The sequence below is a fragment of the Faecalibacterium sp. Marseille-P9590 genome, assembly GCF_017377665.1.
Taxonomy (GTDB): Bacteria; Bacillota; Clostridia; order Oscillospirales; family Ruminococcaceae; genus Faecalibacterium.
The window spans coordinates 1-26,866 of record NZ_JAFREF010000004.1; the positions used below are offsets into that span (position 1 = coordinate 1).

Here is a 26,866-nt window from a genome sequence, read left to right on the forward strand (position 1 = left end):
GAAACGGCTTGTGAAAATAGGTAGCCGCCGACTTGATCAAAACGCTCTAAGAGAAGTCTTGGAGCGTTTTCTTTTTGCTTTTTTCATCCAAAGCTCTTGCATCTGGTCGGCGGGTGCGGTATGCTTAACCAATAGGACGCTTGGGAGAGGGAGGGCAGAGACATGGACAGAGAAGAGATCCGCTATCTGCTGGGCAGCACGATTTATGCACGGGCCAAGGCATATGAGAACAGGGTGCAGGATCTGGAATGTGAGACGGCGGAGAACGGCGTGCGCCATCTGAGCGCCGATGTGCGGGGCAGCGGCCGGAACCTCTACCGGACCCAGGCGTGGCTGCGCCAGAACGGCAGTTTCGTCAGCGCCAGCTGTACCTGCCCTTTCAATGAAAACGGCGAAGGTCCCTGCTGCAAGCACATCGGTGCGCTGCTGCTGCATGAGGTGGATGAGCCGGAAGAAAAGATGGAACCAAAGCCAGAGAAAAAGGCACTGCTGGACATCCCGGGCGTGCAGCGTGGGACAGAATTTGCTAAAGAAGCCGCAGCCCGGAAGGATAGCTACGTCTCCGGTCTCGAGATGCTGTTCGGCAGGAAATGGCGAGGCGATGAACCTGTCTCGGATGTGCAGGCGCAGGAACTTCTTCGAGCTTATCAGGAGGACGCGCTGGCCGAGGTGGAGAGTCTGACGGCCTCGGACGGCCAGCAGCGAGGCTTCGCGGAACTGGAACCGGAGCTCATCCTGGACTACTCCGGACAGCCGCCGCTGCTGCGCCTCCGCATTTCGGACGGCGGGCGGCAGTATGTCGTCAAAAGCATCCCGGAACTGCTGACGGCCATCGAGAAAGAGCGGAGCGTCAGCTACGGCAAAACGCTGGCCTTTGTCCACCGCTGGGACGCCTTTACCACCGAGGCACAGAAAATTCTGACGCTGCTCCGCCGCCAGCAGGACACGGTAAAGAGCGTGGAAGCCGCCACAGGCCGCCCGACCCGCAGCATCGCAAATGGCCCCGCTGGAAGTGTGCCGCTGTCGGGTGAGCTGCTGGATGAACTGGTGGCTTTATATGAGCCGAGGGGCGAGGTGGGCGGTTACGCCTTGCGAAAGGGTCTGCCCGCGCTGACGCTGCGGGTCGAGAAGAAGAGGGGCGGCGTACACATCGTGGTGGAGCCCAGTCTGTACACATTGCAGGGCCTTGACTACAGCTACCTTTATAATGAAGACACCATCTGGAAGCTGGAACGAGCCGAAGCGGCCCGTCTGCTGCCTGCGTTGAACGCCCTCTGTGGCAGCGGACTCTTTTTCACCAGCAAGGATGCCGTGTCGTTTTGCAGCTTCGTGCTGCCGGAGCTGGGCCGGAAGATCACCATCGACGACCCTGACCGGCTGCTTTTGAATCAGATACCGCTGGAGCCGGTGGTGCAGTTTTATCTGGATGCGCCCCACATGGGGGCCGTCCGCGCCCACCCGGAATTTTTGTATGGGGAAGACCGGGTGACGCCTTTTGCGGCCCCGACCGATTTATTGAGGGACGCCCGCGCAGAGCGTCGGGCCGGGCGGCTGCTCCAAACTTATCTGACCCAGCAGACCGACACCAGCCCCGCCGAATATGGCACAGACGACGAGGATACCCTTGTTACTTTCCTTGAAGAGGGTGTGCCTGCCCTGCTGGCGGAGGGCGAAGTCTACCTCAGCGATGCATTCCGCGACTTGCAGGCTGCGCCGCCGAAGATCTCAGTGGGTGTGTCGGTACAGGGCAGTGTGCTTGATTTGGAGGTGGACACCGGCGAATTCCCGGTGAGCGAGCTGAAAGCTCTGCTCAAGTCGCTCCATCAGAAAAAGCGCTACCACCGCCTGCGGGATGGCCGATTGCTGCGGCTGGATGACTCGCTGGAAGTGCTGGACGAACTGAACGAAACGCTGGAACTCTCCGGCGCAAAGCTGGGCCAGAATCATGCGCAGCTTCCGCTTTACCGTGCGCCCAGCCTCGACTGGGCGCTGTCGGGCCAGACCGGTGTGCGCTTCAACCGGGATGACGCCTTCCGGCGCATCAGCCGGAGCTTCCACGCCGTCAAGGACAGCGAGTATGCCCCGCCTGTCTCCCTGCAAAAGACCCTGCGCAAATATCAACGGGACGGCTACCGCTGGCTGCGGACGCTGGACGGTTACGGCATGGGCGGCATCCTCGCCGACGATATGGGCCTGGGCAAGACGGTGCAGGTGCTGAGCTACCTGCTGGCCATGAAGCAGAACGGCCAGACTCTGCCCAGCCTTATCGTCTGCCCGGCCTCGCTGGTGCTGAACTGGGCCGAGGAGTGTCAGAAATTCACGCCCGAACTCTCCTGCGTGGTGGTGGATGGCGACGCCGCCCACCGCGCCGAGCTGGCTGAGAGCTGGCCCGCCGCCGACCTCGTGGTGACCAGCTACGATTTGCTGCGGCGTGACGAGGCGCTTTACGAGGGGCAGGAGTTTTACGCCTGCATCCTCGACGAGGCGCAGGCCATCAAGAACCACACCACCCAGAAATACAAGGCCGTCTGCAAAGTGCGCAGCCGGGTGCGGTTCGCCCTCACCGGTACGCCGGTGGAGAACCGGCTGGGTGAGCTGTGGAGCATCTTCTCCTTCCTGATGCCGGGCTATCTGCCGCCCTACAAGAGCTTTTGCAGCCGGTTCGAGAAGCCCATCGTGCAGGAGGAAGACCAGACCGCCGTGCGGCGTCTCAATCAGCTGACCGGCCCCTTCATCCTCCGCCGCATGAAGTCGGATGTGCTCAAGGAGCTGCCGCCCAAGACCGAGAATGTTTACCGCATCGAGCTGGAAGAGGAGCAGCGCAAGCTCTATCTGGCCGCTGTGGTGGACGCCCGGGAGAAGCTGCAGGCCGCAAAGCCCGAGGACAAGATGGCGGTGTTCGCCGTCCTCATGCGGCTGCGGGAGATCTGCTGCGACCCGCGCCTTATCGCAGACAACTGGGAGGGCGGTAGCGCCAAGCTGGACGCCTGCGTGGAGCTGGTCTCCAGCGCCGTGGAGGGCGGCCACCGCATCCTGCTGTTCAGCCAGTTCACCTCGATGCTCGAGCTGCTGGCAAAGCGTCTGGACGCCGAGGGCATCAGCCACTTTACGCTGCAGGGCTCGACGCCGAAGCCCGTCCGGGCGGAGCTGGTCCGGCGGTTCAACGGGGGAGAGGTGAGCGTTTTCCTCATCTCGTTGCGGGCCGGCGGCACCGGCCTTAACCTGACGGCGGCGGACATCGTCATCCACTACGACCCGTGGTGGAACGTCGCCGCCCAGAATCAGGCCACCGACCGCGCCTACCGCATCGGCCAACAGAACCCGGTGCAGGTGTATAAGCTCATTGCACAGGATACCATTGAAGAAAAAATCGTGGAATTGCAGCAGGCCAAGCAGTCGCTGGCCGACACCGTGACCGGCACCGCCGATGGTGCCATCCTCTCGATGCGGCCGGATGAGCTGCTGCAGCTGCTGGAAGGGAGCGAACCATGAAATACGCATTGTTTTCGGTGCCGGTAGGCACCATTTACGACCTGCCCCAGACCATCAAAGAGAGCGAGGCGGGTCTTGTCTCCACCATCGGAGATGAGGGCCTGTATGGGCAGGCCTGTCAGGTGCGGACTGCACCCGGCGGCGTGACCGCTGCGGGCGTCCAGCTTCCGCCCGATGTGGCCGAAGTGGTCAGCTTTTACGGTTACCATGGCTATGTGAATCAGCGGGAATTGCAGTTTGTCCGCGAGGAGGAGCTGTGGGAGTATCTGGGGGCAGACCTCGTTCTCGTGGGCCGCGCTACGGATGTCCTCAGCCTGCCCAAGGTGCAGGGCGTCCGGATGATGGAATTGGAGCGGGGAGGCGTTCTCCGCCGCCAGCCTGAGACCGCCGAAGAGGTCGAGGCCCACAAGGGCTGGGCGAAAGTTCTGCTGACGGATGGCCGGACGGGCTATGTCCGGGATGTGGCGCTGGAGCCGGTGAAATATGAGATGACGGCGGTCTTCTCCCAGAGAGAGGGCCTTGCCTTCAATGACGCGCTGGCCGAGACGCTGGACACGACGGCAGACAAGCTCGTGCCGGAAGCTGTAGCACGCTGGTACGGCGGCAGCGAAGAAGCCTTCCGCGCCGCTGTCTGTGAGCAGGCGAAGAGGTATATGGGTACCGAGTACCGCTGGGGCGGCAAGTCGGGCCGGGGCATCGACTGCTCGGGCCTCGTCAGCAGCGCCTATATGCAGTGCGGTGTGCTCATCTACCGCGACGCAAAGATCATCGAGGGCTGGCCGATGCATGAGGTGGCCTTCGAGAACAAAAAGCCCGGCGATGCGCTCTTCTTCCCCGGCCATGTGGCGCTTTATCTGGGCGAAGGACGGTATATCCACTCCACCGGTGCCGCCGCCAGCGGCGGTGTGGTCATCAACAGCCTTGAGCCGAGCGACCCGCTGTATCGGGAGGATCTGGTGAAGTGTTTGTATGCGGTGGGGAGTATTTTCTAAAAGGAGATAACCATGAAAGTCTTTGATCTACATTGTGACACCCTGAGTGAGCTGCGCTACGCCGAAAAGGCGGGTACGCCCAAGAGCTTTGCGCAGAATGATCTGCACATCGACTTGCAGAAACTGAAAAAGGGCGACTATATGCTGCAGTGCTTCGCCGCCTTTGTCAATCTGGGCGACAAGACCCCCGGGGCCGACCCGCTGGTGACGGCGCTGGAAGAAATCGACGTCTTCAAACGCATCATGGAAAAATACCCGGAGGATATTGCACCGGTATATCAACCCTCTGACATCCGCAAGAACGCCGCCGAGGGAAAGATCAGCGGAATGCTCACCATCGAAGAGGGCGGCTGCTGCAAGGGCAGCATCGGCGTGCTGCGCCGGATGTACGAGCTGGGCGTCCGCATGATGACTCTGACCTGGAACCACGAGAACGAGCTTGCCAGCCCCAACGTCGTCCCCGGCGGGGGCCACAATATCTGGCCCTGCGCCCCCAACACCGAGACGGGCTTGAAAGAAAAGGGCTTCGAGTTCCTGGCTGAGATGGAGCGTCTGCACATCATCGCAGACGTGAGCCACCTGTCCGACAAGGGCTTCTGGGACATTGTGGAGCACTCCACCCGCCCCTTTGCGGCCAGCCACTCCAACTGCCGCGCCCTCGCACCCCACTGCCGCAACCTCACCGACGAGATGATCCGCGCCCTCGCCAACAAGGGCGGCCTCGTGGGTCTGAACTACTGCAGCGGCTTCCTCGACAACCAGCCCGAAGAAAAGCTCTGCCGCAGCACCACGGCCCTGATGGCAAAGCACGCGGCCCACTTCAAGCAGGTGGGCGGCATTGAGATCATCGGTCTGGGCAGTGACTTCGACGGCATCGGCGGCAAGCTGGAAATGGACGACTGTTCCAAGCTCCCGCTGCTGGCCGACGCACTCCGCCGCGAGGGCTTCACCGAGGACGAGGTGGAGGCCATCTTCTACCGCAACGCCCGGCGGTTCTTCGAAGAAAACCTCTAAATAATGTATAAAACGACAGGGAGATTCCAAAATGGATAAAAACATGACGCTGGAAAAGCGTATTGCCGCCGAGCTGTATTCCTATCAGGGCAAGATGAGCGTCTTTGTGGACGACCTGCACGGCCACACGGTCGAAATCGGCGCTGACGAGGAATTTGAGACGGCTTCCACCATCAAGGCATATATCCTCGCAGCCCTGTATCTGCAGGCCAGCCGGGGCAAAGCCGGCCTCGAGGAAAAAATCACCTACAAGCCCGAGCACTTTGTGGACGGTTCCGGTATGCTCCGGGCGCTGGGCGTGGGCGCAAGTCTGAAAGTTAAAGACGCCGCCACCATGATGATCATCTGCTCCGACAACATCGCCACCAACATGGTCATCGACTATCTGGGGCTGGACACCATCAACGCCTGTATCCGGGAGATGGGCTTTGCCCACACCGTCCTGCACAACCCGCTCCACTTTGATATTTACAACGACCTCGGCACCACGACGCCCCGGGACTACGCCTCGCTGTTTGCGCAGGTGGCAAAGGGAACGCTCGTCAGCGCTGAGGCCAGCGCTGAGATGCTGGCCATCTTCCGTCAGCAGCACTACAATACCATGCTGACCCACGACTTCCCTCAGTTCTATCTCGACTGCGAGGAGACCGGCGAGCCGGAACTCATCTGGGTGGCCAGCAAGAGCGGCAGCATGAACGCCTGCCGCAATGACGGCGGCATCGTCCACACCCCCTACGGCGAGTATGTCATCGTCCTGATGAACAAGGACTTCCACGACATCATCGAGTACAATGACCATCCCTCCATGGTCTACGGCGCCCGGGTGTCCCGGATGATACTCGACCAGATTTTGGCCTGCGAGGGTGAGCTGTACAAGTAAAATCGTGGAAAAAATAGGAATATTAAGGGGAATCATAACAATGGGTATTCAAATCAGCCTGCCGATGATGGCATTTCTGGTGTTCATGACCGGCTTTGCGGGCTTTGTCGATTCGGCAGCGGGCGGCGGCGGACTCATCAGTCTGCCGGCCTATCTCTTCGCGGGCCTGCCGCCTCACTATACTTACGCCACCAACAAATTCAGCGCCGCCTGCGGCACGACGTTCGCCACGGCCAGTTTCTTCAAGAACGGTGCGATGAACCTCAAGGTCGGCATCCTCGCCGCCATCGGAAGCTTTGCGGGCAGTGCCTTGGGCGCACACATCGTCCTGATGCTCAGTGATGAGGTGCTGCAGATGATGATGTTCATCATCCTGCCCATCGCGGCAGTCGTCATCCTGTGGCGTCGCAATCTCCCGGACGAGAACCGGGACGACGGCACCCTGAATTTGAAAAAGGCCCTGCTGGCCCTGGGTATCGGCCTCGGCATCGGTCTGTACGACGGCATGATGGGGCCTGGCACCGGGACCTTTGCCATCATCGCTTTCACCAGCCTGATGGGCTTTGACCTGCGCACCGCCAACGGCAACGCCAAGGTGCTCAACCTCGCCAGCAACTACGCCAGCCTCTTCACCTATTTGAGCAGCGGGCTGGTGGTCTTTCCGGTGGGCATCCCCTGCGCCATCAGCAACATCGTCGGCAACATCATCGGCTCCCACTTCGCCCTGAGAAAGGGCGCAAAGTTCATCCGCCCCATGATGCTCGTGGTGCTGGTGCTTTTGCTGGGCAAGCTCATCACGGATATGCTGTAAGTAAAAACGAAAAGAGGCTGCCGTGCAGATGCACAGCAGCCTCTTCCTATATACTCTTAGTCGATGACCAGCCCGTTATCGAAGAAGGCCAGACCAAATGCACCGGGACCGGCGTGGGTGCCGATGACGCAGCCGATCTGGCGCACCAGCGGCTCGGGAAGGCCGAGATTGTCCACCAGATAGGTCTGGATAGGGTTCACCTCGCGGGTGCTGATGGTGTAACCGGCCAGAGAGGGGAAACGGGGATTGACGCCGCCCAGCTCCTCTATCTTCTTGAAGAGGGCGACGTATGCGCCGGGCAGACCCCGGGCCTTGCCGGCCATGGCGACTTTGCCCTCCTTGATGGTGATGAGGGGCTTGATGCCCAGCATCCCGCCGGCCACGGCGACGGCGGCGGGCAGACGGCCGCCCTTGCGCAGATACTTCAGGTCGTCGATGGCGGCGACGAGGTGCAGGTGCTCCTTGGCGTGCTCGAGAGTGGCGGCGATCTGGACGGCAGACTTGCCTTCATCCCGCAGGTGTGCGGCCAGACGCACCAGCAGACCCTCGCCGAGGCAGACATTGGTGCTGTCCACGAAGAGGACGTTGTCCACATTGGCCAGGTCTGCGGCCAGCTTCGCACACTGATAGGTGCCGGACAGCTCGTGGGACAGGAAGATGCCCACGACCTCGTCTCCGGCGGCAGCGGCCTCGGCGTAGAACTTTTCGAACAGCTCAGGGCTGGGCTGGCTGGTGGTGGGCAGCTTTTTGCAGCCGGCCATGTGCTCGTAGTACTCGCTGGGAGTCAGGTCCACACCGTCCCGGATGACGGTGCCGTCCTCGAGGGTGACGTTGAGGGGGATGACGTCCACACCCAGCTGCGCGGCCTCGGCGGGCAGGATGTCGGATGCGGAATCGGTAAGAATGCGTATCATATAGCTCGTACCTCCATGGGTGCGTTCATCGTGTGTCTTTGGTAAAACGACAAATCTATAAAAAAGTCGTACAAAGTATACCAGAACGCCGGGCGGAATGTCAATCTTTTGAGTGAAATTTCTTCGAATGAACGAAGAACTGCTTGCAAAACGGGGCGGCAGTATGGTACAATGTCCGCCGACAGGAGGGTGCGCCGTGAAAAGACTGATAAGGGAACCGGAAAAGCCGTCTTTTCCGGCTCAGTGCCGGGTCCTGGCCGAGGCGGCAGTGCTCTGGGCGCTGCTGGCGGCGGGAGCACAGCTGCTGCTCCCGGCGGAAAAGACGGCTCTGCCCGAGGGCGCGGCCCTCGCGTGGGCTGCGCTGCGCATCTGCCTTGTGACCCCTCTGGCAGAAGAGCTTGCCTTCCGGGGCGGGGCGCTCTATCTTTTGCAGCCGCTGGGCGGCGCGGGGGCTGTGGTAGTGCAGGCGGTGATTTTTGCGGCTCTGCACGGCAGCTGGACGGCCCGGGCCTATGCGCTGGGCATGGGGCTCATCTTCGGCTGGGCTGCCCAGAAAGCGAAGAGCGTGTGGCCCGGCAGCGCGTTACATATTATAAATAACTGCCTCGTGTTTGCCGCACGGCTGGCAGAAAGGGGAATGGGATGACCGATTTTGAGCTGATGGGTGCGGCGCTGGAAGAGGCCCGAAAGGCCGCTGCGCTGGGCGAAGTGCCGGTGGGCGCGGTAGTGGCGAAGGACGGAGAGATCATCTCTGCCGCCCACAACACCCGCGAGACGGAGAAAAACGCCCTCCACCACGCTGAGCTGCTGGCCATCGACGCGGCCTGCAAAAAGCTGGGCGGCTGGCGGCTGTGGCAGTGTGAGCTGTTCGTGACGCTGGAACCCTGCCCCATGTGCAGCGGCGCCATCATCAACAGCCGCATCAAGCGGGTGGTGTACGGTGCCGCCGACGTCAAGGCGGGCTGCTGCGGCTCGGTGACAGACCTCTTCGCCCAGCCCTTCAACCATCACCCCGTCATCGAGAAGGGACTGCGGGCCGATGAGGCACAGCAGCTTTTGCAGGAATTTTTCGTTTCACTGCGGGCCAGGCGGGCCGCAAAGCCCCGCTGGAAGCCGCCCGTGAACCCCTGAATCTGTGAAAAAAGTGGGAACTGCGTGAAAAAATCACCGGTGACCACTTTATTTTTTCGCCCGATTGTGCTATATTATTCAATGGAAACTTGTCGAAACCACACAAATGCCGCCGGGCGCGCCGCAGAGCCGGCCTAGACCGGAAAAAGTGAGCAGAGCGCAGCTCCGGCGGGGTGGGGAAGTTGTTTCCTTTCCCGCCGCAGAGGCTTTGACACGAAGAGGCGCTGCGGCCGAAAATAGTGGACAGGAGGGTTTGACTCTTGTACAACGACGAATTTGAGCTGACATTTGACCTTGCAGACGCCGGGCCGAAGAAAGAACAGCGCAGGCCGACCCTGCCCGAGCCGGAAGAAGCGGCTGTGGCCGCACCGCCGGTGCAGGAAACGAGGGAAACGCCGGTCAGCGCTGCGCCGGAGAACACGCCGGCATCGGAGCCGGAACGCGAGCCGGAACCTGCGGCAGAGCCCCAGAGCACTGCCCCGGCGGCGAAGGACCGCACCGTCCTCATCTCGGGCGGTGACCGGGGCATCGGCGCAGCAGCAGCCCGCGCATTCTATGCGGCGGGCTACCGGGTGGCAGTGTTCTACCACACCAACGCCGAGGCCGCCGCAGCCCTGCAAAAAGAGCTGCCGGGCGTACTGGCCGTCCAGTGTGACGTGGCCAGCCGGGCCAGCTGTGAGCTGGCCTTCCGCGCCGCCGAGCAGGCGCTGGGCCGGGTGGATGTGCTGGTGAGCAACGCGGGTATCGCCCAGCAGAAGCTGTTCACCGACATCACGCCGGAAGAGTGGCAGCGGATGCTGGACGTCAACCTGACCGGTGCGTTCAACCTCTGCCAGCTGGCCCTGCCCGGGATGATACGCCGCAAAGCGGGCCGTATCCTCACCGTGAGCAGCATGTGGGGCCAGACCGGCGGCAGCTGCGAGGTACACTATTCCGCCGCCAAAGCGGGCCTCATCGGCCTGACCAAGGCACTGGCAAAAGAAGAAGGTCCCAGCGGCATCACCGTGAACTGCGTGGCCCCCGGCGTCATCGACACCGATATGATGGCCTCGTTCACTGCTGAGGACAAAGCGGCATTGGCCGAAGAGACCCCTGTGGGCCGTCTCGGCACCGCCGAAGAGGTGGCAAAGCTTCTGCTGTACCTCGCCGGAGAAGACGCCGGCTACATCACCGGCCAGGTGTTCGGCGTCAACGGAGGTCTTGTGATTTAAGAAGCAAGGCCGAAACTATGAGACAAGTTCACTTGCGGGGCGCTTCCCCCGCAGTGAGAAGGAGAGAGCGAAATGGGCATGACTTTGAAGGAACTGTTGACGAAAGGCGAAGGCACCCTGTCGGCACAGGAGGCCAAAACTTTGGCTGCACAGTGCAGGATGGATGTGGAAACGCTCTATACGCTCCTTGAAGAGCGCGGCATCAAGATCATCGAGGATGAGGCCGACGCCGATGTGAATCTGGACGTGGACAGCATCATCGCCGAGGTGGAGAACGCCGAGAACAACAGCGACGAGCTGGGTCTGGGCGGCGACGACGAGGAAGAGGCCGCCGAGGAGAACCCTGCCGACCTGAAGGCTGCGATGGATGAGCTGCTGGACGACCCCGTCAAGAACTACCTCAAGCAGATCGGTCAGATCCCTCTGCTGAGCGCGGAACAGGAAGTTGATCTGAGCAAGCGCATCCACGCCGGTGCCGAGGCTGCCCACATCCTGCAGGCCGACCGCCAGAAGTACGGTGCGACCGAGTACATCAAGAAGAACAGCGCCCGCTTCTCGTTCGAGGAGGATGAGAACAGCCGCAGCTACACCGAGGACATCGACGAAGAGGGCAGTGAGAAGCCCAGCGAGGACGCCGAGGAAAAGGCTGCTGAGGAAGAGGCCATGGAGGCTGTGGAGAACGGCCCCCTGACCGAGGAGCGCCGTCAGGAGCTGCTGAAGATCCGCCGCGACGGCCTGAACGCCCGCCGCAGCCTGAGCGAAGCGAACCTCCGTCTGGTGGTCTCCATCGCCAAGAAGCATGTGGGCCACAATCTGGCCTTCCTCGACCTCATCCAGGAGGGCAACATCGGCCTCATCAAGGCGGCTGAGAAGTTCGACTGCGACCGCGGCTTCCGCTTCTCCACCTATGCGACCTGGTGGATCCGTCAGGCCATCACCCGCGCCATCGCCGACCAGGCCCGTACCATCCGTATCCCGGTGCATATGGTCGAGACCATCAACCGGATGCGTCAGGCCACCAACCAGCTGGTCTACCAGAACGGCCACGAGCCCACCCCGGAAGAGCTGGCAAAGGCCATGGACATGAGCGTCGAGCGTGTGCGTGAGATCCAGCGCATGGCACAGGAGCCCGCCAGCCTTGAGAGCCCCGTGGGCGAGGAAGAGGATTCCTCTCTGGGCGATTTCGTTGCCGACGAGAACGCCGAGGCTCCCGGCAAGGCTGCTGACCGTGCCATGGTGGCCCAGCAGATCAATCAGGCTCTCAAGAGCCTGACTCCCCGTGAAGAGAAGGTCATCCGTCTCCGCTTTGGTCTGGACGATGGCCGTCCCCGCACGCTGGAAGAGGTGGGCCGCGACTTCGGAGTCACCCGTGAGCGCGTCCGCCAGATCGAGGCAAAGGCCATCCGCAAGCTGCACAGCCGCAAGTGTCTGGCCCTGCTGAACGGCCTTATCGAGTGATATTTTCAACAATGCAGACGGCTGCCGTGGAAAACGGCAGCCGTTTTTCTGCATCCGGGCAGAAAAAATGCAAAATGCCAGATTTTTTTGCAAAAAACTCTTGCAATGCGGCAGAGTTTATGGTATTATAATTGAGCTGTGATTGTGCTGCTATAGCTCAGTTGGTAGAGCGCATCCTTGGTAAGGATGAGGTCTCCAGTTCGAATCTGGATAGCAGCTCCAGCTCAGAACACCTTGAGGTTGAAAAACTTCAGGGTGTTTTTTTGTTGTAATTTGTGATTTTGCCTACCTGGGTTGATTTTTTGCGCTGAATGAAGTATACTATCTCTATAATCCAGACGGGATTTAACCAATTATTATTTACGAGAACTATTTCCTCCAATAGATAAACCGCGCCGCAGGTTCGAACATTACCTGCGGCGCGGTTTTTGTTAGTATTTGTTGAATTACTTTTGCGTCTCTGTTATACGATAGCAGTTTGCGGTTTTAATGCACAGGCAACATCCGCAAACTGCATATCGCAAATATGCAGTTTTGATAGGCACTATTTTTGAAAATTGCGATAAATAACGAGAGCACTGTCCATATGGTCTGGCGGTCCGTCATCTTCTGCTATGTGCGGGGGAGGCGAGTTTTCTATTTGCAACTGTCGATGCAAACAAAAAAACCACCTGAATCTCAAGGATTCAAGTGGTTTTCTCTCGATGGAGCTGCTATCCAGATTCGAACTGGAGACCTCATCCTTACCAAGGATGCGCTCTACCAACTGAGCTATAGCAGCAAATGGCGACCCGGATCGGGCTCGAACCGACGACCCCCAGCGTGACAGGCTGGTGCTCTAACCAACTGAGCTACCGGGCCATGATCGCTCAAGTGCATCGTTTCTGGCGGTTGACCGCCGGAACGTGTGTTATTATACCTGAGAAACGCGCTGTTGTCAAGCATGAATTTCAGAAAATGTCAAAAAAGTTTGGGAAAGTCCGACATTCAGGGAAAAATACAAAAACAAAACGCACAGAGTACTCTCTGTGCGCTTGTGGCAGGGGTAGTAAGTCTCGAACTCACGGCACGCGGTTTTGGAGACCGCTGCTCTACCAACTGAGCTATACCCCTATCTATCTGTCGCATTCGCTGAATGCTTGATTATTATATAAGATTCTGTGCGGAATGTCAAGCATGAATTTCGCCTTTTTTGCAAAAAGCGGGAGACAGGGAAAGCTTTTTCGCAAAACGACGCCGAAAACAGGTGGAACTTCGGCTTTCCACCTTGAAGGAAAGAGGGAAATAGTGTATTATAAGGGGTATCAAAAGTGTAATTCCGGGCTTGCTATGCCCTGACAGGGGGAACGCCACTATGGCAGATAAAAACTTTTTGACTGAGATCATTGACGCCGACCTCGCCGAAGGCAAAATCAGCGAGATCCATACCCGCTTCCCGCCGGAGCCCAATGGCTACCTGCACATCGGCAGCGCCAAGGCAATCTATATCAACTGGTCCATCGCAAACCAGTACGGCGGCAAGTTCAACCTCCGCCTCGACGACACCAACCCCGCCCGTGAAGGTGAGGAGTATGTCAACAGCATCATCGAGGACCTGCACTGGCTGGGTGCCGACCCCAACGGCGGCATCTTCTACGGCAGCGACTACTTCGACAAGTGCTATGAGTACGCCGAAAAGCTCATCCTCGAGGGCAAGGCATATGTCGATGACCTGACCCGCGACGAGATGCGCGAGTACCGCGGCAGCGACGCAGGCAAGCCCTCCCGTCCCTCTCCGTGGCGCGACCGCACCCCGGAAGAGAACCTCGACCTCTTCCGCCGGATGCGTGCAGGCGAGTTCAAGGAGGGCGAAAAGACCCTCCGCGCTAAAATCGACCTCGCCAGCCCCAACATGAATATGCGTGACCCGGCCATCTACCGTATCAAGTACGCCGAGCATCACCGTCAGGGCAATAAGTGGTGCATCTACCCGATGTACGACTTTGCCCACCCCATCCAGGACGCCATCGAGGGCATCACCCACAGCATGTGCAGCCTCGAGTTCGAGAACCACCGCCCGCTGTACAACTGGGTCATCGAGAACATTTTTGGCACCGAGTTCCCCAAGCAGCGTGAGTTCGCCCGCCTGAACATGACCAACACCGTCATGAGCAAGCGCTATCTGCGTGAGCTGGTGGAGATGGGCATCGTGGACGGCTGGGATGACCCCCGTATGCCCACCCTGTGCGGCCTGCGCCGCCGCGGCTACACCGCTTCCTCCATCTTCACCTTCGTGCGTGAGGCCGGCATCTCCAAGTCCGACAACCTCATTGATATGCGCCAGCTGGAAGCCTGCATCCGCAGCGAGCTGGACCTGACCGCACAGCGCCGCATCGCCGTGCTGGACCCCGTCAAGCTGGTGGTGGACAACTACCCCGCCGACAAGACCGAGTATTTCGACATCGCCAACAACCCCAACCGTGAAGCCAACGACACCACTACCCGCAAGGTCGCCTTCACCAAGGAGCTGTGGATCGAGAATGAGGACTTCGCCGAGGTGCCGCCTCCGAAGTTCAAGCGCCTGACTGTCGGCGGCGAAGTCCGTCTGATGGGCGGCTATATCGTCAAGTGCGAGAGCGTCGAGAAGAACCCCGACGGCAGCATCGCTGTCATCCACTGCACCGCCGACCTCGAGACCGGCAACGGCAACCCTGCCGATGGCCGCAAGGTCAAGGGTACCATCCACTGGGTGAGCGCCGCCCACGCCGTGGATGCCGAGGTACGCCTGTACGACAAGCTCTTCACCGAGGCGAACATGAATGCCATCCCCGAGGGCAGCGACTACAAGGATTATCTGAATCCCGACAGCGTTGTCGTCCGCAAGGGCTGCAAGCTGGAAGAGGCTCTGGCCGACGCAAAGCCCGGCGATAAGTTCCAGTTCGTGCGCACCGGTTTCTTCACTCCCGACTCGAAGAACCCCGGCGTGTACAATCGTGTCGTGACCCTGCGCGACAGCTTCAAGCCCGCAAAGTAACGAGCGGACCCCAAACATCGCAAAAGGAGCACTTCACAGACCATGAAAAAACACATGACCCGCAACATTATCCTCATGCTGGTGCTGGACGTCATCCTCGGCATCGTGCTGGCCCTTTATATCTCGAGCACCGGCACCGTGCCTGCTGCCGATAACGCCGACACCTACACCGACGGCACCTACACCGCCAGTGCGCAGGGCTGTCTGAGCGAGGTGGGCGTTACCGTGACCATCACCGGCGGCAAGGTGACGAATGTTGTGATAGACGCTTCCGGCGAGACGCCGGAGCTGGGCGGCAAGGCGGCAGAGACGCTGTCGGCCTCCCTGCTGGCGGCTGGCTCGACCGTCGGAGTGGATGCTGTCTCCGGCAGCACCATGACCAGCGACGCGGTATTTGCGGCAATGAACGATTGCCTTGCACAGGCCGCACAGTGATGAAGTTTTGAACGGAGCTGCTGCACGGCGTGTCTGTGCGGCAGCTTTTTTGTGAGCGAGGTTCTTATGATACTGGATATTCTGCCGCTGGCGGGCGGCACGGCCCGCCTTGTGCGGGTGTACGGCGGCGAGCCCTGCGTAAAGCTGCCCGGGGCTGTTCCTGCGCCGGAAGGGGAGGGCCAGTGGCCCATCACCGAACTGGGAGATTACTGCTTTTCCGAAAAGCCCCGGGGTCTGCCCGGACCGGAAAAGATCTGCCGCTATGAGCTGGCCGAGGACGGCAAGCTCTGTCTGACCCGTGCTTTTGGCCGGGATGTGAGCGGCAAAGAGCGGTACAGCTTCGACTTCGACGCCCCCGCCGCCCCGGCGCAGGACGACGAGCTCCACCCCATCTGCGGGAACTTCCTCGAAGAAGTCACCCTGCCGGATAGTCTGCGGGTCATCGGCAGCTGCACATTCTACAACTGCCGCAGGCTGCGCCGCCTGACTGCCGGGACAGGAGAGCTGACCATGGGCAGCGATGTCTTCCTCAACTGCTTTGCGCTGGAAGACCTCATCATCCGCGCCACGCCCGAGCAGGCCACCGGCCTGTTCGCCCTCGTGGGCAGCATCACCGAGGCCGTGCGGGCGCTGTTCTGGCCGGTGGGGGAGGCCGCACCCCGGGCGGGGCTGTGGTATCCCGCCTACTGGGAGGACATCGAGGAGACGCCCGCCCACATCCTGCTCCACACCTTTTCGGGGCAGGGCTACCACTACCGGCAGTGCTTTCTCGAAAATAAGCTTCTCCCGGCGGAGTACGACGCCATCTTCCCGCAGGGCCACGACGCCGACGACGCTTCCGTGATGGCGATGCTCTGCTTCGACCGCCTGCGCTGGCCGTGGCAGCTGAGCGATGCCGCCCGGGATGCATACCGGGACTTCCTCAAGACCAACACCGGGCGGGTGCTGACCCGTCTGCTCAAGGCGCAGGACACCGAGGGCATCAAAGCCCTGCTGGCGCTGGATGTGATGGATACGGATGCCTTTGCCGAGGGTGCTGCCCTCGCGGCCAAGGCCGACAATGCCGAAGCTGCCGCCCTGCTGGCCGACGCAGAGCACAAAAAGCGTGCCGCTGCGCCCCAAAAGAAGAGGTATGATTTTGATTTCTGAGAAGGAAAAGTTTTTTGACCCCCGCAAGCCCTTCCAGTCGGCCCGGCCCGAGACTCACGAAGAGTGGCAGGCCCGGATGGGCGGCGAGGTGCTGGCCGTGGTGCGCAGCGGGCTGTATCTGGATTTCCGCTTTTTAGACCAGGCCCTCTCGGCCCTGACGCCCACCGCCGACGAGCGGTGCGGTGTGCTGGCGACGGATGGAACCATCCTTTGCTACCAGCCCAGCGCTCTGCTGCGGCTCTACCAGAAGAACCCCAAATATCTCAACCGGCTCTACCTCCACACGGTGTTCCACTGCATCTTCCGCCATCTCTGGCTGCGCGGCAAGCGGGACAAACGCCTGTGGGACCTTGCGTGTGACATTGCGGTGGAGAACGTCATCGACGGTCTTGGCCGCAAGAGCGTCCAGCGCCCCCTGACGTGGGTGCGCCAACACGCCTATGAGGAGATCATCGCGCAGGAAAAAGTGGCTGCTGCAGCTCCCATCTACCGCTGGCTGGTGCGGCAGACTCCCGGCGTTCTCCGCCAGCTGGAAAAAGAATTCTACACCGACGACCACCGCCTCTGGCCCAAAGATGCCCCCGAACAGCCCCAGCAGATGCCTGCGCCGCTGCCCCAGAAGACGTGGCAAAAAATCGGCGAGCGGATGCAGACAGAGCTGGAACTCCGGGACAAAGAGGCCGGTGAGGGCGCGGATGCCATGCGGGAGCAGATCAAAGCCGCAAACCGCAGCCGCCGCAGCTACGGCGACTTCCTGCGCCGGTTCTGTGTCACCCGGGAGGAAGTCCACCTCGACCCGGACGAGTTCGATTTGAACTTTTACACCTATGGCCTGTCGGTCTACGGCAACCTGCCCCTCATCGAGCCGCTGGAGACCCGGGAGAGCAAGAAGATAGAAGAGCTGGCCCTCGTCATCGACACCAGCTACTCCACCTCGGGTGAGCTGGTGCGGGCTTTTCTGGCCGAGACGTACACTCTGCTGAAGGGCAGGGAGAATTTCTTCCATCGGATGAATCTCCACCTCATCCAGGCCGACAACGCGGTGCGGCAGGATATTCCCGTCAAAAACGAAGACGACCTCATCCGTGCCATGAACCATTTCGAGCTGCGGGGCGGCGGCGGCACCGATTTCCGGCCCGCCTTCGAGTACGTCAGCCAGCTCTGCGCCGAGAAGAAGTTCTCGAACCTCCGGGGTCTGCTCTATTTTACCGACGGTATGGGTACTTACCCGGCCCGACGCCCGGCTTACGACACGGCATTTCTATTTCTGGGCGACCGCTTCGACGACGCCAATGTGCCGCCCTGGGCGATGAAAGTAGTGCTGGACGAAGAAGAATTTACCGGTGAGGCAGCCCGCAGCGCCTCGGCCCTGTCCGAAGCGCTGGCGGAGGAAGACGACCTCTACCGTGACCTCAACAATTCGTGATAACGAGGGAAAGAATATGAACATCAAACGAGCCAAAGAAGAGATCGAGCATACCGTCAAAGCGTACCTCGCCAAAGATGCTCTGGGCGAATACGCCATCCCGGCCATCCGCCAGCGCCCTATCCTGCTGATGGGGCCTCCGGGCATCGGCAAGACCCAGGTCATGGAGCAGGCGGCGCGGGAGTGCGGCGTGGCGCTGGTGGCCTATACCATCACCCATCACACCCGCCAGAGCGCCGTGGGCCTGCCCTTCATCCGTCAGCGCAACTACGGCGGCCGGGACGTCTCTGTGACGGAGTACACCATGAGCGAGATCATCGCCAGTGTCTACGCCAAGATGGAGGCCACCGGCCTGAAAGAGGGCATCCTCTTCATCGACGAGATCAACTGTGTCTCCGAGACGCTGGCCCCCACCATGCTGCAGTTTTTGCAGTGCAAGACCTTCGGCAATCAGGCCGTGCCTGCGGGCTGGGTCATCGTGGCGGCAGGCAACCCGCCGGAGTACAATAAATCTGTCCGCGATTTCGATATTGTCACCCTCGACCGCGTCCGCCGGATGGACATTGAGCCGGATCTGCCGGTCTGGAAGGACTACGCCCGTGCAGCCCACATCCACAGTGCTATCCTGAGCTATCTCGAACTGCACCCCCAGAACTTCTACCAGATAAACGCCGACGTGGACGGCACCCAGTTCGTCACCGCCCGCGGTTGGGAAGACCTCTCCAACCTGCTCAATACCTATGAGTCGCTGGGCCTGCAGGCCGATGAAGAGCTCATCCGCCAGTATATCCAGCACCAGAAGATCGCCGAGGACTTCTCGGCCTACCTCGACCTCTACTACAAGTACCGTGACGACTACGGCGTGGAGGACATTCTGGCCGGTCAGGCCAAGCCTGCCGCTTTTGCGCGGCTGCTGCAGGCCCCCTTCGACGAGAAGCTGAGCCTCGTGAACCTTATCCTGTCCGGCCTCGAGACGCGCTTCTCTGCCTCCCGGCGGGCAGACGCTGTGGCCGACAGCTGCTATGCCTTCCTGCGGGAGACGAAGAAAGCCTTTGCCGAGATGCCCGCAGAGCTGGCACAGGAGCCGAACTGCTGGGCGCAGCTCTTTGACCAGATGACCGCCGACTACGAGGCTGAGACCCAGAAAAAGCGCACCGCCGGTCTGCTGGATAAGCCCACGCTGGAAGCCCGCTTGCAGACTGCCAAGACCCTGCGCAGCTGGGAGAAAGAGCTTCTGCGCGCCGCCGCGCCGGACGCGGACGCCGCCTTCAAGGTGCTGCGCACCCAGTTCGGCACCCTGTCGGATGCCCGGGACACTGCCCAGCAGGCGGCCAGCGCCGCGCTGGAAGCGGCCTTCGACTTTATGGAGCAGGCATTCGCCGAAAGTCAGGAGATGGTGGTCTTCGTCACCGAACTGACCCTCTCGCCCGCCGCCCATGCGTTCATTGCCGAAAACGGCTGTGAGCGGTATTTCCAGTACAACAAAGACCTCCTGCTCGACCACCGCAAGGCGGCCCTGAATCAGGAGCTGGAAGCCGAACAGCGTCGGCACGGGATGCTGTAAAAGATATAAACGCAAACGAGAGGCCGCACAGCTGTGCGGTCTCTCGTTTTGTGTGCAAAAAAGAAAAAGCATCTTGATAAAATCAAGATGCTTGGTGGTTGCGGGGGCCGGATTTGAACCAACGACCTTCGGGTTATGAGCCCGACGAGCTACCAGACTGCTCCACCCCGCGATATTTACTTTTTGCTGTCGGCCTCTCGCTGACTGCTCAAGTATAATACCACAAGGCGGGGGACTTGTCAAGCGTTTTTTCAAAAAGAATATGACTTTTTCGAAAAGGCCGATGCCGGAAACAAAAAGCGCCCCATTCCGGGGCGCTTCGACAGAGCGAATATCACTTGCGGGTGCGGCGGCGCACGAAGCGGACGACGAGGGCGGCTGCGGCCAGAACGACCAGCACGGGCCAGACGCCCACGACCCAGACCGTCAGCTGCTGGATGCCGGAGACGAAGCCCGTCCAGCCATTGCGGAGGGCGCTGGACAACTGGGAGAGGTAGGATTCCTCGGTGGGGGTGTATTCCTTCACCTCGTCCAGCGAGAGGTAGACCGTGGAGCAGGACACCTGCTGGCTGTACCAGTCCAGCTGCGACTGCCAGCTCTCGATCTGGTACTGGACGTCGCTGAGGGAAGATTCGATCTCCAGCAGGTCGGCGAGGTTTTCGGCGCTGGCCTGAAGCTCCTGCAAACGTGTGCGCTGGGCCGTCAGGTTGGAGAGCCGGGCCTCGATGTCCATATACTGGGTGGTGACGTCCTGCACCTGCTCGCTCTTGTCCACGAGGTTGCCCGCCTGCGCGGCGGCTTCGAGGAAGCTCGCGTAGTTGTCCTGCGGGACGCGGATGGTGAGGGAGAGGGTGCGGCTCGAGCCGGTGTAAGAGGATTCGTTGCTGGATTCCAGATAGCCCCCGGCGGCGCTCACGGCGTCGGTGAGGGCGGTGCGGGCGGCGTCAAAGTCCTTGCTCTCGATGGTGAGGTTGGCCGTGTAGATGAGCTTTGTGCTCGTCTGCGCGGCCTCGGCGCTGAGGGTGCCGGTGCCGCCTGCATCGCGGTCACTCATGGCATCGGCGCTTCCACCGGCCGGGACGGCCATCTTGGGTGCGGCAAGGGCGCTGTTCACGTCGTCCATCGAGTAGGCGGCGGCGTAGGAGGCCGTCTCAGGGGCAGAGCTGAGGGCCGCGCCGCCCGCAGGCAGCAGGCTGAAGGGGGAGTGGACTGCCGCATACAGACCAACGCCGCAGAGCAGGCCGCAGGCGGCGATGCTCAGAGTCTTGCGGGGAAAGTGGATGGCTTTTTTCGGTTTCTTGGCGGGTTTCGGTGCCTCTTCTGCCGGCTGCATGGCGAGGAGCTTTGCTTTCAGGTCGTCCGAAGCGTGAAGGTCGTCTACCTCCATCTTGTACTCATACCACCTCATCTTCGATCTCCTCCTTCAGCATCGTATGTAACTGTGCGCGGGCGCGGCGAAGCCAGCTGAGCACCGTGTTGGTGGGTGCGCCCAGCATCCGGCCCACCTCGGCGGCGGTGTACCCCTCGTAGTAGTGGAGGTAGACCGCGTTGCGGTAGTTCTCGGGCAGGGCGCGCACGGCATCCAGTACACTGCCGTCTTCCATCTGGTCCGGAGCAGGAAGATTCTCGTCCAGCTCGGTGTCCTTCTGGCGGGCGGCGCGGGTCAGGTCGTGGCAGCGGTTGATGGTCACACGCAGCAGCCAGGCTTTCAGGTGTTCCTCGCTCTCGAAGCGGCCATTGTAGCACAGCAGCTTTTCGAAAACATCCTGCACCACATCTTCCGCATCGGCGGTGCAGCTGCAGTTGTGCATGGCAGCTCGGAACACCGTGTCACTGTATCGCTGCACGGCCAGCGCAAAAATCTCGTTTTTGGTCAGCTGTCCCATAGTTCTATGCTCCTTTGATGTCCTGTGTACAGCAGGACCCGGTGGAAAAATTATCTTTTATTGGGGACATTCACCCTGTATACGGATGAGCGGCCCCGATTATTGCAGTTTATGGTGCAGAGCGGAAAAATCTTCCGCCCGGCATCGCACAAGGTACCCAAAGTATAACATGAATACGCCAAAAACAAAAGGGCCATTTGCCGCCATGTTTTGGCAAATGACCCTGAGAGCTTCTGTTCAGTTATCGGTAGAGCCGCTGGAAGAGGGCTACCCGCTCGGAGAGATAGGTCTCGGCCCGGGGGTGGTGGAGCCAGCGCTTGCCCGCCTTGTCGCAGGCGAGACGGTGGCCCAGCGCGGCGGGGCAGGCGTCTATCTCTTCCACGTCCCGCATGGTGAGGGTGAGGCTCAGCGCCGCCGGAGCGTCCGGCAGGGGCGGGAGCGGGTCTTCCCAGACGAAGGGCGGCAGCAGCTGGACAGCGTATACCGTCCGGGTGCATTCTTCGGTGAGCAGCAGCGCGGCGGGCGCACCATCCGGCATGACATGCAGAGAGGAATAGAGCAGCTGCAGCTGCGCCGGAGCCAGCAGACGGGCAGAACCTGCCTCTTCGTCGGGGGAGAGGGTGAGAAAATCCGCCGCCTCGTCGGCGTAGATGCGCCGGGCCGGAGCGCGGAACTGCGCATACAGCGCGGGCAGGGCAAACACGCCCTCCCGGTCTAAGGCTCGCTGCAACAGGCAGTAAAACTCCGTCAGCGGGTGGGCCGGGTCAGGCTGCGGCATCCCGAAATCGGGGCGCGAAACGTGTCCTCCGCCCATCAGCCGTTATAGCCCAGCGTGGCCGCCATGACGGCCTTGATGGTGTGCATCCGATTCTCGGCCTCGTCGAAGACGATGCTCTGGGGGCCTTCGAAGACTTCGTCGGTGACCTCCATCGCGTCGCGGCCAAAGCGCTCGCCCATCTCCCTGCCCACGGTGGTCTTGTGGTCGTGGTAGGCGGGCAGGCAGTGCATGAACACGGCCTTGGGGCCGGCAATGTCCATCAGGTCCTGGTTGATTTGATATGCGGCCAGGTCGTTGATGCGCTCGGCCCAGACCTCGACCGGCTCGCCCATGGACACCCAGACGTCGGTGTAGAGGACGTCTGCGCCCTTTGCGGCTTTGGCGGGGTCTTCCTCGAAGGAGATGGCCGCACCCGTCTCGGCGGCGATGGCCTTGCACTGCTCCACCAGTGCAGCGTTCGGCTGGTACTTCTTGGGGGCGCAGGCGGTGAAGTTGAGGCCCATCTTGGCGCAGCCCACCATCAGGCTGTTGCCCATGTTGTAGCGGGCGTCGCCGAAGTAAACGAAGTTGATGCCCTTGAGGTGGCCGAAGTGCTCCCGGATGGTGAGGAAGTCGGCGAGGATCTGAGTGGGGTGAAACTCGTTGGTCAGGCCGTTCCACACCGGCACACCGGCGTAGTGGGCCAGATCTTCCACGATGCTCTGGCCGTAGCCGCGGTACTCGATGCCATCGAACATCCGGCCCAGCACCCGGGCGGTGTCGGCGATGGACTCCTTCTTGCCGATCTGGCTGCCCGACGGGTCGAGGTAGGTGACTTCCATGCCCAGGTCGTGGGCGGCGACCTCGAAGCTGCAACGGGTGCGGGTGGAGGTCTTTTCGAAGATAAGGGCAATATTCTTGCCGCGCAGAGCATCGTGGCGGATGCCGGCCTTTTTCTTTGCCTTCAGGTCGGCGGCGAGGTCAAGCAGACCTTCGATCTCTTCGGGAGTGTAATCGAGAAGCTTCAAAAAGCTGTGGTTCGTAAGATTCATTGTATATATTCCTCTCTATGCGCCAAAATTTGAATATTTATACTTTCACAGACCCTATTATAATACAGAGCAAAGATGGGGTCAAGAGGAAGCACTTGACGCACCTGTCAAAATTGCGATCCAATGCAAAAATCAAGGCGCTATGAAAAAATTTAACATCTTACAACTCCAGCTCCATCTTCCGCCCGGTGGGCTGATAGGGGGTGAGCCGGACGCCGGCCTTTTTGAACATGAACCGCGCAGCTACGCTGGAATCGGTGTCGTGGTACTTGTCGCTGTAGTAGACGACCTCGGCGATGCCGGACTGGATGATGGCCTTGGTACACTCGTTGCAGGGGAAGAGGGTGACGTACACCCGCGCGCCCTTGAGGTTGTTGTGGGCGCTGTTGAGGATGGCGTTCAGCTCGGCGTGGCAGACGTACATATATTTCGTATTCAGCGGCTCACCCTCCCGCTCCCACGGCATGGCGTCGTCGTCGCAGCCGATGGGCATACCGTTGTAGCCCAGAGAGAGGATCTTGTTTTCCGGGCTGACGATGCAGGCGCCCACCTGACTGCTGGGGTCCTTGGAGCGCATGGCCGTGAGCAGGGCAATGCCCATGAAGTATTCGTCCCAGTTGATGTAATCCGTGCGTTTCATCGTGTGGTGCTCCTTGTTCTGCATAAAAATTGGGTTCGGTGGCCCTATTATAGCGTGCTACGGCAGCTTTTACAATAAAATATTTGCCCTCAAGGCAAAATGCACAAAACAAAGCCGGGAAGTTTGGCAGGGTAAAAGCCGGAAATTTCAAATGAAATATTCAAAAAACGTTTGAAGTGTGGTATTATCTTTGTAAAATATGCCACAAAAACAGAGAGAATGCTCTGTGCGGCGGAAATGAGGGAAAAACCGATATGAAATACGCAAGCAACAACATCCGTAATATCTTGATCGCAGGCCATGCCGGCAGCGGCAAAACGACGCTGACCGAGGCATTGGTCTATTTTTCGGGCGCTGCCGAGCGTATGGGCCGGGTCGAGGACGGCACCACGATTTCGGACTTTGACCCCGAGGAAGCAAAGCGGAAGGCCAGTCTGTCGGCATCGGTCGTGCCGGTGGAGTATGAGGGCATCAAGTACAACCTCATCGACGCTCCGGGCCTGTTCGACTTTGAGGCAGGCGAGTACGAGGGCATCCGGGCGGCCGAGAGTGTGCTGGTGTGCGTGTCGGGCCGCAGCGGCGTGACCGTCGGTGCGGAAAAAGCGTTCCAGCTGGCCCGCAAGAACGGCAAGGCAACGATGGTCTTCGTCTCGAAGTGCGATTTGGAGAACGCGAACTACTTCAAGATCCTCGAGGACATGAAGATCAAGTTCGGCTCCACTGTCTGCCCCTGCGTCGTCCCGGCGAAGCTCGACGACGGCACCCCCGTGTACATCAATCTGTTCAGCCAGAAGGCCTTCAAGTATGAGGGCGGCAAGCAGGTGCAGGTCGATCTGCCCGACATCGGCCACCGCTTCCAGGGCCTGATCGAGGCTATGAGCGAGGCCATCGCCGAGACCGACGACGAGCTGATGGAGAAGTTCTTCGGCGGCGAGGCATTCACCACCGAAGAGATCGTCGATGGTATGCGCAAGGGCGTCAAGGATGGCCTCATCACCCCTGTGTTCTGCGGCAGCGCTGTCAACCAGCAGGCTCTGGATATGCTGCTGTACAATATGCATAAGCTGCTGCCCAGCCCGGAGCACAACAGCGTTCTGGCTGAGGATGCCAACGGCGAACCCGTCGAGCTGACCTGTGCAGAGAGCGAGCCTACCGCTGCCTACGTCTTCAAGACTGTGGCCGACCCCTTCGTGGGCAAGCTGAGCTATCTGCGCGTCGTCAGCGGCAAGATCACCGCAGGCGCTTCTCTCATCAACGCCCGCACCGGTGAGACCGAGAAGATGGGCAAGCCCCTCACTGTTATGGGCAAGAAGCAGACTGAGGCCGAGAGCATCGGTGCCGGTGACATCGGCGCTGTGGCAAAGCTGGTCAGCGCAAAGACCGGCGACACCCTCTGCGACGCTTCCCGCGTGGTCAAGCTGCCCGCACCCGTCTTCCCGAAGCCCAGCCTGTTCATGGCTGTCACCGTCGCCAAGAAGGGCGACGAGGGCAAGATCAGCAGCGCTTTGGCCCGTCTGATGGAAGAAGACCCCACCCTGAGCTACGTCAACAACGCCGAGACCCATCAGCAGATCATCGGCGGTCTGGGCGAGCAGCACCTCGACGTGGTCAAGGCCAAGCTGAAGAATAAGTTCGGCGTGGAAATTGGCCTCGAGGCTCCGCGTATCGCTTACCGCGAGTCCATCCGCAAGGCCTGCCAGAAGCAGGGCCGTCATAAGAAGCAGACCGGCGGCCACGGCCAGTTCGGCGATGTCGTCATCAACTTCGAGCCCTGCGACAGCGAGCAGGTCGTCTTCGAAGAGAAGGTGTTCGGCGGCAGCGTGCCGAAGAACTTCTTCCCGGCTGTTGAAAAGGGCGTCCGCCTTGCCGCTGAGAAGGGCGTGCTGGCCGGCTATCCTGTGGTCGGCCTGAAAGCCACCCTGCTGGACGGCAGCTACCACCCCGTGGACAGCTCCGAAATGGCCTTTATCATGGCTGCAAAGCTGGCTTATAAGGCCGCAATGCCCGAGGCCGGCCCTGTCATCCTCGAGCCTATCCACACCCTGAAAGCTCATGTTCCCAACGACAATACCGGCGACATCATGGGCGACGTCACCAAGCGCCGCGGCCGCGTGTTGGGCATGGAGCCCGACGAGGACGGCCTGCAGACCATCATCGCCGAAGTGCCTCTGGCTGAGCTGGCCAACTTCACCACCTTCATCCGTCAGACCACCCAGGGCCGCGGCTGGTTCACTACCGAGTTCGCCCGCTACGAGATCCTGCCTGAGATGCTGGTTCCCGCCGTGGTCGAACAGGCCAGGAAGCTGGGCAATCTGGATGAGTCCGCAGACGACTAAATAAGACATTTTCCAAGCCCTGTCGGCACTTCCCTCTGTCGGCGGGGCTTTTTTGCGGCCTTTTTGGCCCGCAGGGCGGCAGTTTTTATTGACAAGGCCGCGGCTTACTATTATAATGAATAAGTCAAAATGGCATTCGTGTGCGGTTTTATGTTTTATGACACTCTGCCGTACCCCAAAAAATAGATAAGGAGATTTCCAAATGGCACAAGAGATCAAGATGTCCGCTGCTGGCCTGAAGGCAATGCAGGAGGAACTGGAATACCTGAAGACTGTCCGCCGCAAGGAGCTGGCAGAAGAGATCAAGGAAGCCCGCAGCCACGGCGACCTGTCCGAGAACAGCGAGTACGATGAGGCCAAGAACACCCAGGGTCTGGTCGAGAACCGCATCACCGAGCTGGAGCAGATGGTCAAGAACGCTGTCGTCATCGACGAGAGCGAACTGAGCGTTGAGAACGTCTCTGTCGGTACCCACGTCACCATCCAGATGGAGGGTGAGGACGAGGTCGAGGAGTACGACATCGTGGGCCGCACCGAGGCTGACCCCCTGAACGGCAAGATCAGCGACGAGAGCCCCGTGGGCCACGCCCTGCTGGAGAAGGCTGTCGGCGACACCGCCGAAGTCCTGCTGCCCACCGGCCATACCGTCAACTACAAGGTGCTGGGCATCACCCACTCTGCAAACTGAGCCAAGCGGGAGGAAAT

At 60.5% G+C, this 26,866-nt stretch carries 22 protein-coding genes and 5 tRNA genes; 17 read left to right on the forward strand and 10 right to left on the reverse strand.

Annotated features, from left to right (window positions below; all coding sequences use genetic code 11):
* Positions 1–162: 162 nt before the first annotated feature.
* Genes J3349_RS06215 through J3349_RS06235 form a run of 5 tightly spaced genes read left to right on the forward strand, consistent with a single transcriptional unit; the run spans position 163 to position 7,189 of the window.
* The gene (locus J3349_RS06215) at positions 163–3,492 is read left to right on the forward strand and encodes a DEAD/DEAH box helicase (protein WP_207676805.1); all 3,330 of its coding nucleotides are present in this window, start codon (positions 163–165) and stop codon (positions 3,490–3,492) included.
* Positions 3,489–4,484, forward strand: coding sequence for a C40 family peptidase (locus J3349_RS06220; protein WP_207676806.1), 996 nt, complete (start codon positions 3,489–3,491; stop codon positions 4,482–4,484). Before J3349_RS06215 ends, J3349_RS06220 begins: the two co-directional genes overlap by 4 nt.
* A gap of 12 nt (positions 4,485–4,496) precedes the next feature.
* Positions 4,497–5,498 (forward strand): dipeptidase, encoded by a 1,002-nt coding sequence (locus J3349_RS06225; RefSeq protein WP_207676807.1) that lies wholly within the window; start codon positions 4,497–4,499, stop codon positions 5,496–5,498.
* A gap of 31 nt (positions 5,499–5,529) precedes the next feature.
* Entirely contained in the window at positions 5,530–6,378 is an 849-nt protein-coding gene (locus tag J3349_RS06230) for a serine hydrolase (protein ID WP_207676808.1), read from the forward strand.
* Between the two features lie 40 nt (positions 6,379–6,418).
* Complete coding sequence (locus J3349_RS06235) at positions 6,419–7,189, forward strand: TSUP family transporter (RefSeq protein WP_207676809.1); 771 nt, start codon at positions 6,419–6,421, stop codon at positions 7,187–7,189.
* A gap of 56 nt (positions 7,190–7,245) precedes the next feature.
* Here the strand turns inward: J3349_RS06235 and J3349_RS06240 are convergent, their stop codons facing one another.
* Positions 7,246–8,103, reverse strand: a complete 858-nt coding sequence (locus J3349_RS06240; RefSeq protein WP_207676810.1) for a DegV family protein — start codon at positions 8,101–8,103, stop codon at positions 7,246–7,248.
* Positions 8,104–8,299: 196 nt separating this feature from the next.
* On the opposite strand from J3349_RS06240, the gene J3349_RS14185 reads away from it, so the two are divergent.
* From J3349_RS14185 to J3349_RS06265, 5 genes are all read left to right on the forward strand, one after another.
* The gene (locus J3349_RS14185) at positions 8,300–8,749 is read left to right on the forward strand and encodes a CPBP family intramembrane glutamic endopeptidase (protein ID WP_347564980.1); all 450 of its coding nucleotides are present in this window, start codon (positions 8,300–8,302) and stop codon (positions 8,747–8,749) included.
* Positions 8,746–9,234, forward strand: a complete 489-nt coding sequence (locus tag J3349_RS06250) for a nucleoside deaminase (protein ID WP_149793515.1) — start codon at positions 8,746–8,748, stop codon at positions 9,232–9,234. The genes J3349_RS14185 and J3349_RS06250 overlap by 4 nt, the downstream gene beginning before the upstream one ends.
* A gap of 260 nt (positions 9,235–9,494) precedes the next feature.
* Positions 9,495–10,445, forward strand: coding sequence for a 3-oxoacyl-ACP reductase FabG (gene fabG / locus J3349_RS06255; RefSeq protein ID WP_207676811.1), 951 nt, complete (start codon positions 9,495–9,497; stop codon positions 10,443–10,445).
* 72 nt (positions 10,446–10,517) lie between these two features.
* Positions 10,518–11,903, forward strand: a complete 1,386-nt coding sequence (locus J3349_RS06260) for an RNA polymerase sigma factor (protein WP_158396036.1) — start codon at positions 10,518–10,520, stop codon at positions 11,901–11,903.
* A gap of 146 nt (positions 11,904–12,049) precedes the next feature.
* Positions 12,050–12,125 (forward strand) — tRNA-Thr (locus J3349_RS06265).
* 483 nt (positions 12,126–12,608) lie between these two features.
* On the opposite strand, the gene J3349_RS06270 is transcribed toward J3349_RS06265, so the two are convergent.
* The 3 genes from J3349_RS06270 to J3349_RS06280 form a co-directional block, all read right to left on the reverse strand.
* A tRNA-Thr gene (locus tag J3349_RS06270) sits at positions 12,609–12,684 on the reverse strand.
* A 3-nt stretch (positions 12,685–12,687) separates the two neighbouring features.
* Positions 12,688–12,764, reverse strand: a tRNA-Asp gene (locus J3349_RS06275).
* 176 nt (positions 12,765–12,940) lie between these two features.
* Positions 12,941–13,016: transfer RNA gene (locus tag J3349_RS06280), tRNA-Trp, on the reverse strand.
* Between the two features lie 241 nt (positions 13,017–13,257).
* Between J3349_RS06280 and J3349_RS06285 the strand changes: the two genes are divergently transcribed.
* Genes J3349_RS06285 through J3349_RS06305 form a run of 5 tightly spaced genes read left to right on the forward strand, consistent with a single transcriptional unit; the run spans position 13,258 to position 19,490 of the window.
* A complete protein-coding gene (locus tag J3349_RS06285) occupies positions 13,258–14,916 on the forward strand; it encodes a glutamine--tRNA ligase/YqeY domain fusion protein (protein ID WP_207676812.1) in 1,659 nt (552 codons plus the stop codon).
* Between the two features lie 42 nt (positions 14,917–14,958).
* Entirely contained in the window at positions 14,959–15,351 is a 393-nt protein-coding gene (locus tag J3349_RS06290; protein ID WP_207676813.1) for an FMN-binding protein, read from the forward strand.
* 51 nt (positions 15,352–15,402) lie between these two features.
* Positions 15,403–16,500, forward strand: coding sequence for a leucine-rich repeat protein (locus tag J3349_RS06295; protein ID WP_347564981.1), 1,098 nt, complete (start codon positions 15,403–15,405; stop codon positions 16,498–16,500).
* Entirely contained in the window at positions 16,484–17,926 is a 1,443-nt protein-coding gene (locus J3349_RS06300; protein ID WP_158400280.1) for a VWA-like domain-containing protein, read from the forward strand. The genes J3349_RS06295 and J3349_RS06300 overlap by 17 nt, the downstream gene beginning before the upstream one ends.
* A gap of 16 nt (positions 17,927–17,942) precedes the next feature.
* The gene (locus tag J3349_RS06305; RefSeq protein WP_207676814.1) at positions 17,943–19,490 is read left to right on the forward strand and encodes an AAA family ATPase; all 1,548 of its coding nucleotides are present in this window, start codon (positions 17,943–17,945) and stop codon (positions 19,488–19,490) included.
* 95 nt (positions 19,491–19,585) lie between these two features.
* Here J3349_RS06305 and J3349_RS06310 read toward each other — a convergent pair.
* The 6 genes from J3349_RS06310 to J3349_RS06335 form a co-directional block, all read right to left on the reverse strand.
* Positions 19,586–19,662: transfer RNA gene (locus J3349_RS06310), tRNA-Met, on the reverse strand.
* Between the two features lie 162 nt (positions 19,663–19,824).
* Complete coding sequence (locus J3349_RS06315; protein WP_207676815.1) at positions 19,825–20,898, reverse strand: DUF4349 domain-containing protein; 1,074 nt, start codon at positions 20,896–20,898, stop codon at positions 19,825–19,827.
* Positions 20,885–21,376, reverse strand: a complete 492-nt coding sequence (locus J3349_RS06320) for a sigma-70 family RNA polymerase sigma factor (protein WP_149793524.1) — start codon at positions 21,374–21,376, stop codon at positions 20,885–20,887. The genes J3349_RS06315 and J3349_RS06320 overlap by 14 nt, the downstream gene beginning before the upstream one ends.
* 241 nt (positions 21,377–21,617) lie before the next feature.
* Positions 21,618–22,154, reverse strand: coding sequence for a hypothetical protein (locus J3349_RS06325; RefSeq protein ID WP_242699551.1), 537 nt, complete (start codon positions 22,152–22,154; stop codon positions 21,618–21,620).
* A 35-nt stretch (positions 22,155–22,189) separates the two neighbouring features.
* Positions 22,190–23,185 (reverse strand): ornithine carbamoyltransferase, encoded by a 996-nt coding sequence (gene argF / locus J3349_RS06330; RefSeq protein WP_207676817.1) that lies wholly within the window; start codon positions 23,183–23,185, stop codon positions 22,190–22,192.
* Between the two features lie 160 nt (positions 23,186–23,345).
* The gene (locus J3349_RS06335; RefSeq protein ID WP_207676818.1) at positions 23,346–23,825 is read right to left on the reverse strand and encodes a dCMP deaminase family protein; all 480 of its coding nucleotides are present in this window, start codon (positions 23,823–23,825) and stop codon (positions 23,346–23,348) included.
* Between the two features lie 254 nt (positions 23,826–24,079).
* Between J3349_RS06335 and J3349_RS06340 the strand changes: the two genes are divergently transcribed.
* Positions 24,080–26,161: an elongation factor G gene (locus tag J3349_RS06340; protein WP_207676819.1), complete on the forward strand. Its 2,082-nt coding sequence runs from the start codon at positions 24,080–24,082 to the stop codon at positions 26,159–26,161.
* A gap of 202 nt (positions 26,162–26,363) precedes the next feature.
* Positions 26,364–26,849 carry a transcription elongation factor GreA gene (gene greA / locus J3349_RS06345; protein WP_149793528.1) on the forward strand — a complete coding sequence of 162 codons (486 nt, stop codon included), beginning with the start codon at positions 26,364–26,366 and terminating at the stop codon, positions 26,847–26,849.
* Positions 26,850–26,866: the final 17 nt, after the last annotated feature.

Excerpts from the sequence above, each read along its gene's own strand:
- argF (WP_207676817.1), bottom strand. The coding sequence starts at position 23,185 with ATGAATCTTACGAACCACAGCTTTTTGAAGCTTCTCGATTACACTCCC.
- J3349_RS06300 (WP_158400280.1), top strand. The coding sequence starts at position 16,484 with ATGATTTTGATTTCTGAGAAGGAAAAGTTTTTTGACCCCCGCAAGCCC.
- J3349_RS06225 (WP_207676807.1), top strand. The coding sequence starts at position 4,497 with ATGAAAGTCTTTGATCTACATTGTGACACCCTGAGTGAGCTGCGCTAC.
- greA (WP_149793528.1), top strand. The coding sequence starts at position 26,364 with ATGGCACAAGAGATCAAGATGTCCGCTGCTGGCCTGAAGGCAATGCAG.
- J3349_RS06260 (WP_158396036.1), top strand. The coding sequence starts at position 10,518 with ATGGGCATGACTTTGAAGGAACTGTTGACGAAAGGCGAAGGCACCCTG.
- J3349_RS06325 (WP_242699551.1), bottom strand. The coding sequence starts at position 22,154 with ATGCCGCAGCCTGACCCGGCCCACCCGCTGACGGAGTTTTACTGCCTG.
- J3349_RS06220 (WP_207676806.1), top strand. The coding sequence starts at position 3,489 with ATGAAATACGCATTGTTTTCGGTGCCGGTAGGCACCATTTACGACCTG.
- J3349_RS06290 (WP_207676813.1), top strand. The coding sequence starts at position 14,959 with ATGAAAAAACACATGACCCGCAACATTATCCTCATGCTGGTGCTGGAC.
- J3349_RS06230 (WP_207676808.1), top strand. The coding sequence starts at position 5,530 with ATGGATAAAAACATGACGCTGGAAAAGCGTATTGCCGCCGAGCTGTAT.
- J3349_RS06320 (WP_149793524.1), bottom strand. The coding sequence starts at position 21,376 with ATGGGACAGCTGACCAAAAACGAGATTTTTGCGCTGGCCGTGCAGCGA.
- J3349_RS06305 (WP_207676814.1), top strand. The coding sequence starts at position 17,943 with ATGAACATCAAACGAGCCAAAGAAGAGATCGAGCATACCGTCAAAGCG.
- J3349_RS06315 (WP_207676815.1), bottom strand. The coding sequence starts at position 20,898 with ATGAGGTGGTATGAGTACAAGATGGAGGTAGACGACCTTCACGCTTCG.
- J3349_RS06250 (WP_149793515.1), top strand. The coding sequence starts at position 8,746 with ATGACCGATTTTGAGCTGATGGGTGCGGCGCTGGAAGAGGCCCGAAAG.
- J3349_RS06285 (WP_207676812.1), top strand. The coding sequence starts at position 13,258 with ATGGCAGATAAAAACTTTTTGACTGAGATCATTGACGCCGACCTCGCC.
- J3349_RS06215 (WP_207676805.1), top strand. The coding sequence starts at position 163 with ATGGACAGAGAAGAGATCCGCTATCTGCTGGGCAGCACGATTTATGCA.
- J3349_RS06335 (WP_207676818.1), bottom strand. The coding sequence starts at position 23,825 with ATGAAACGCACGGATTACATCAACTGGGACGAATACTTCATGGGCATT.
- J3349_RS06340 (WP_207676819.1), top strand. The coding sequence starts at position 24,080 with ATGAAATACGCAAGCAACAACATCCGTAATATCTTGATCGCAGGCCAT.
- J3349_RS06240 (WP_207676810.1), bottom strand. The coding sequence starts at position 8,103 with ATGATACGCATTCTTACCGATTCCGCATCCGACATCCTGCCCGCCGAG.
- J3349_RS06235 (WP_207676809.1), top strand. The coding sequence starts at position 6,419 with ATGGGTATTCAAATCAGCCTGCCGATGATGGCATTTCTGGTGTTCATG.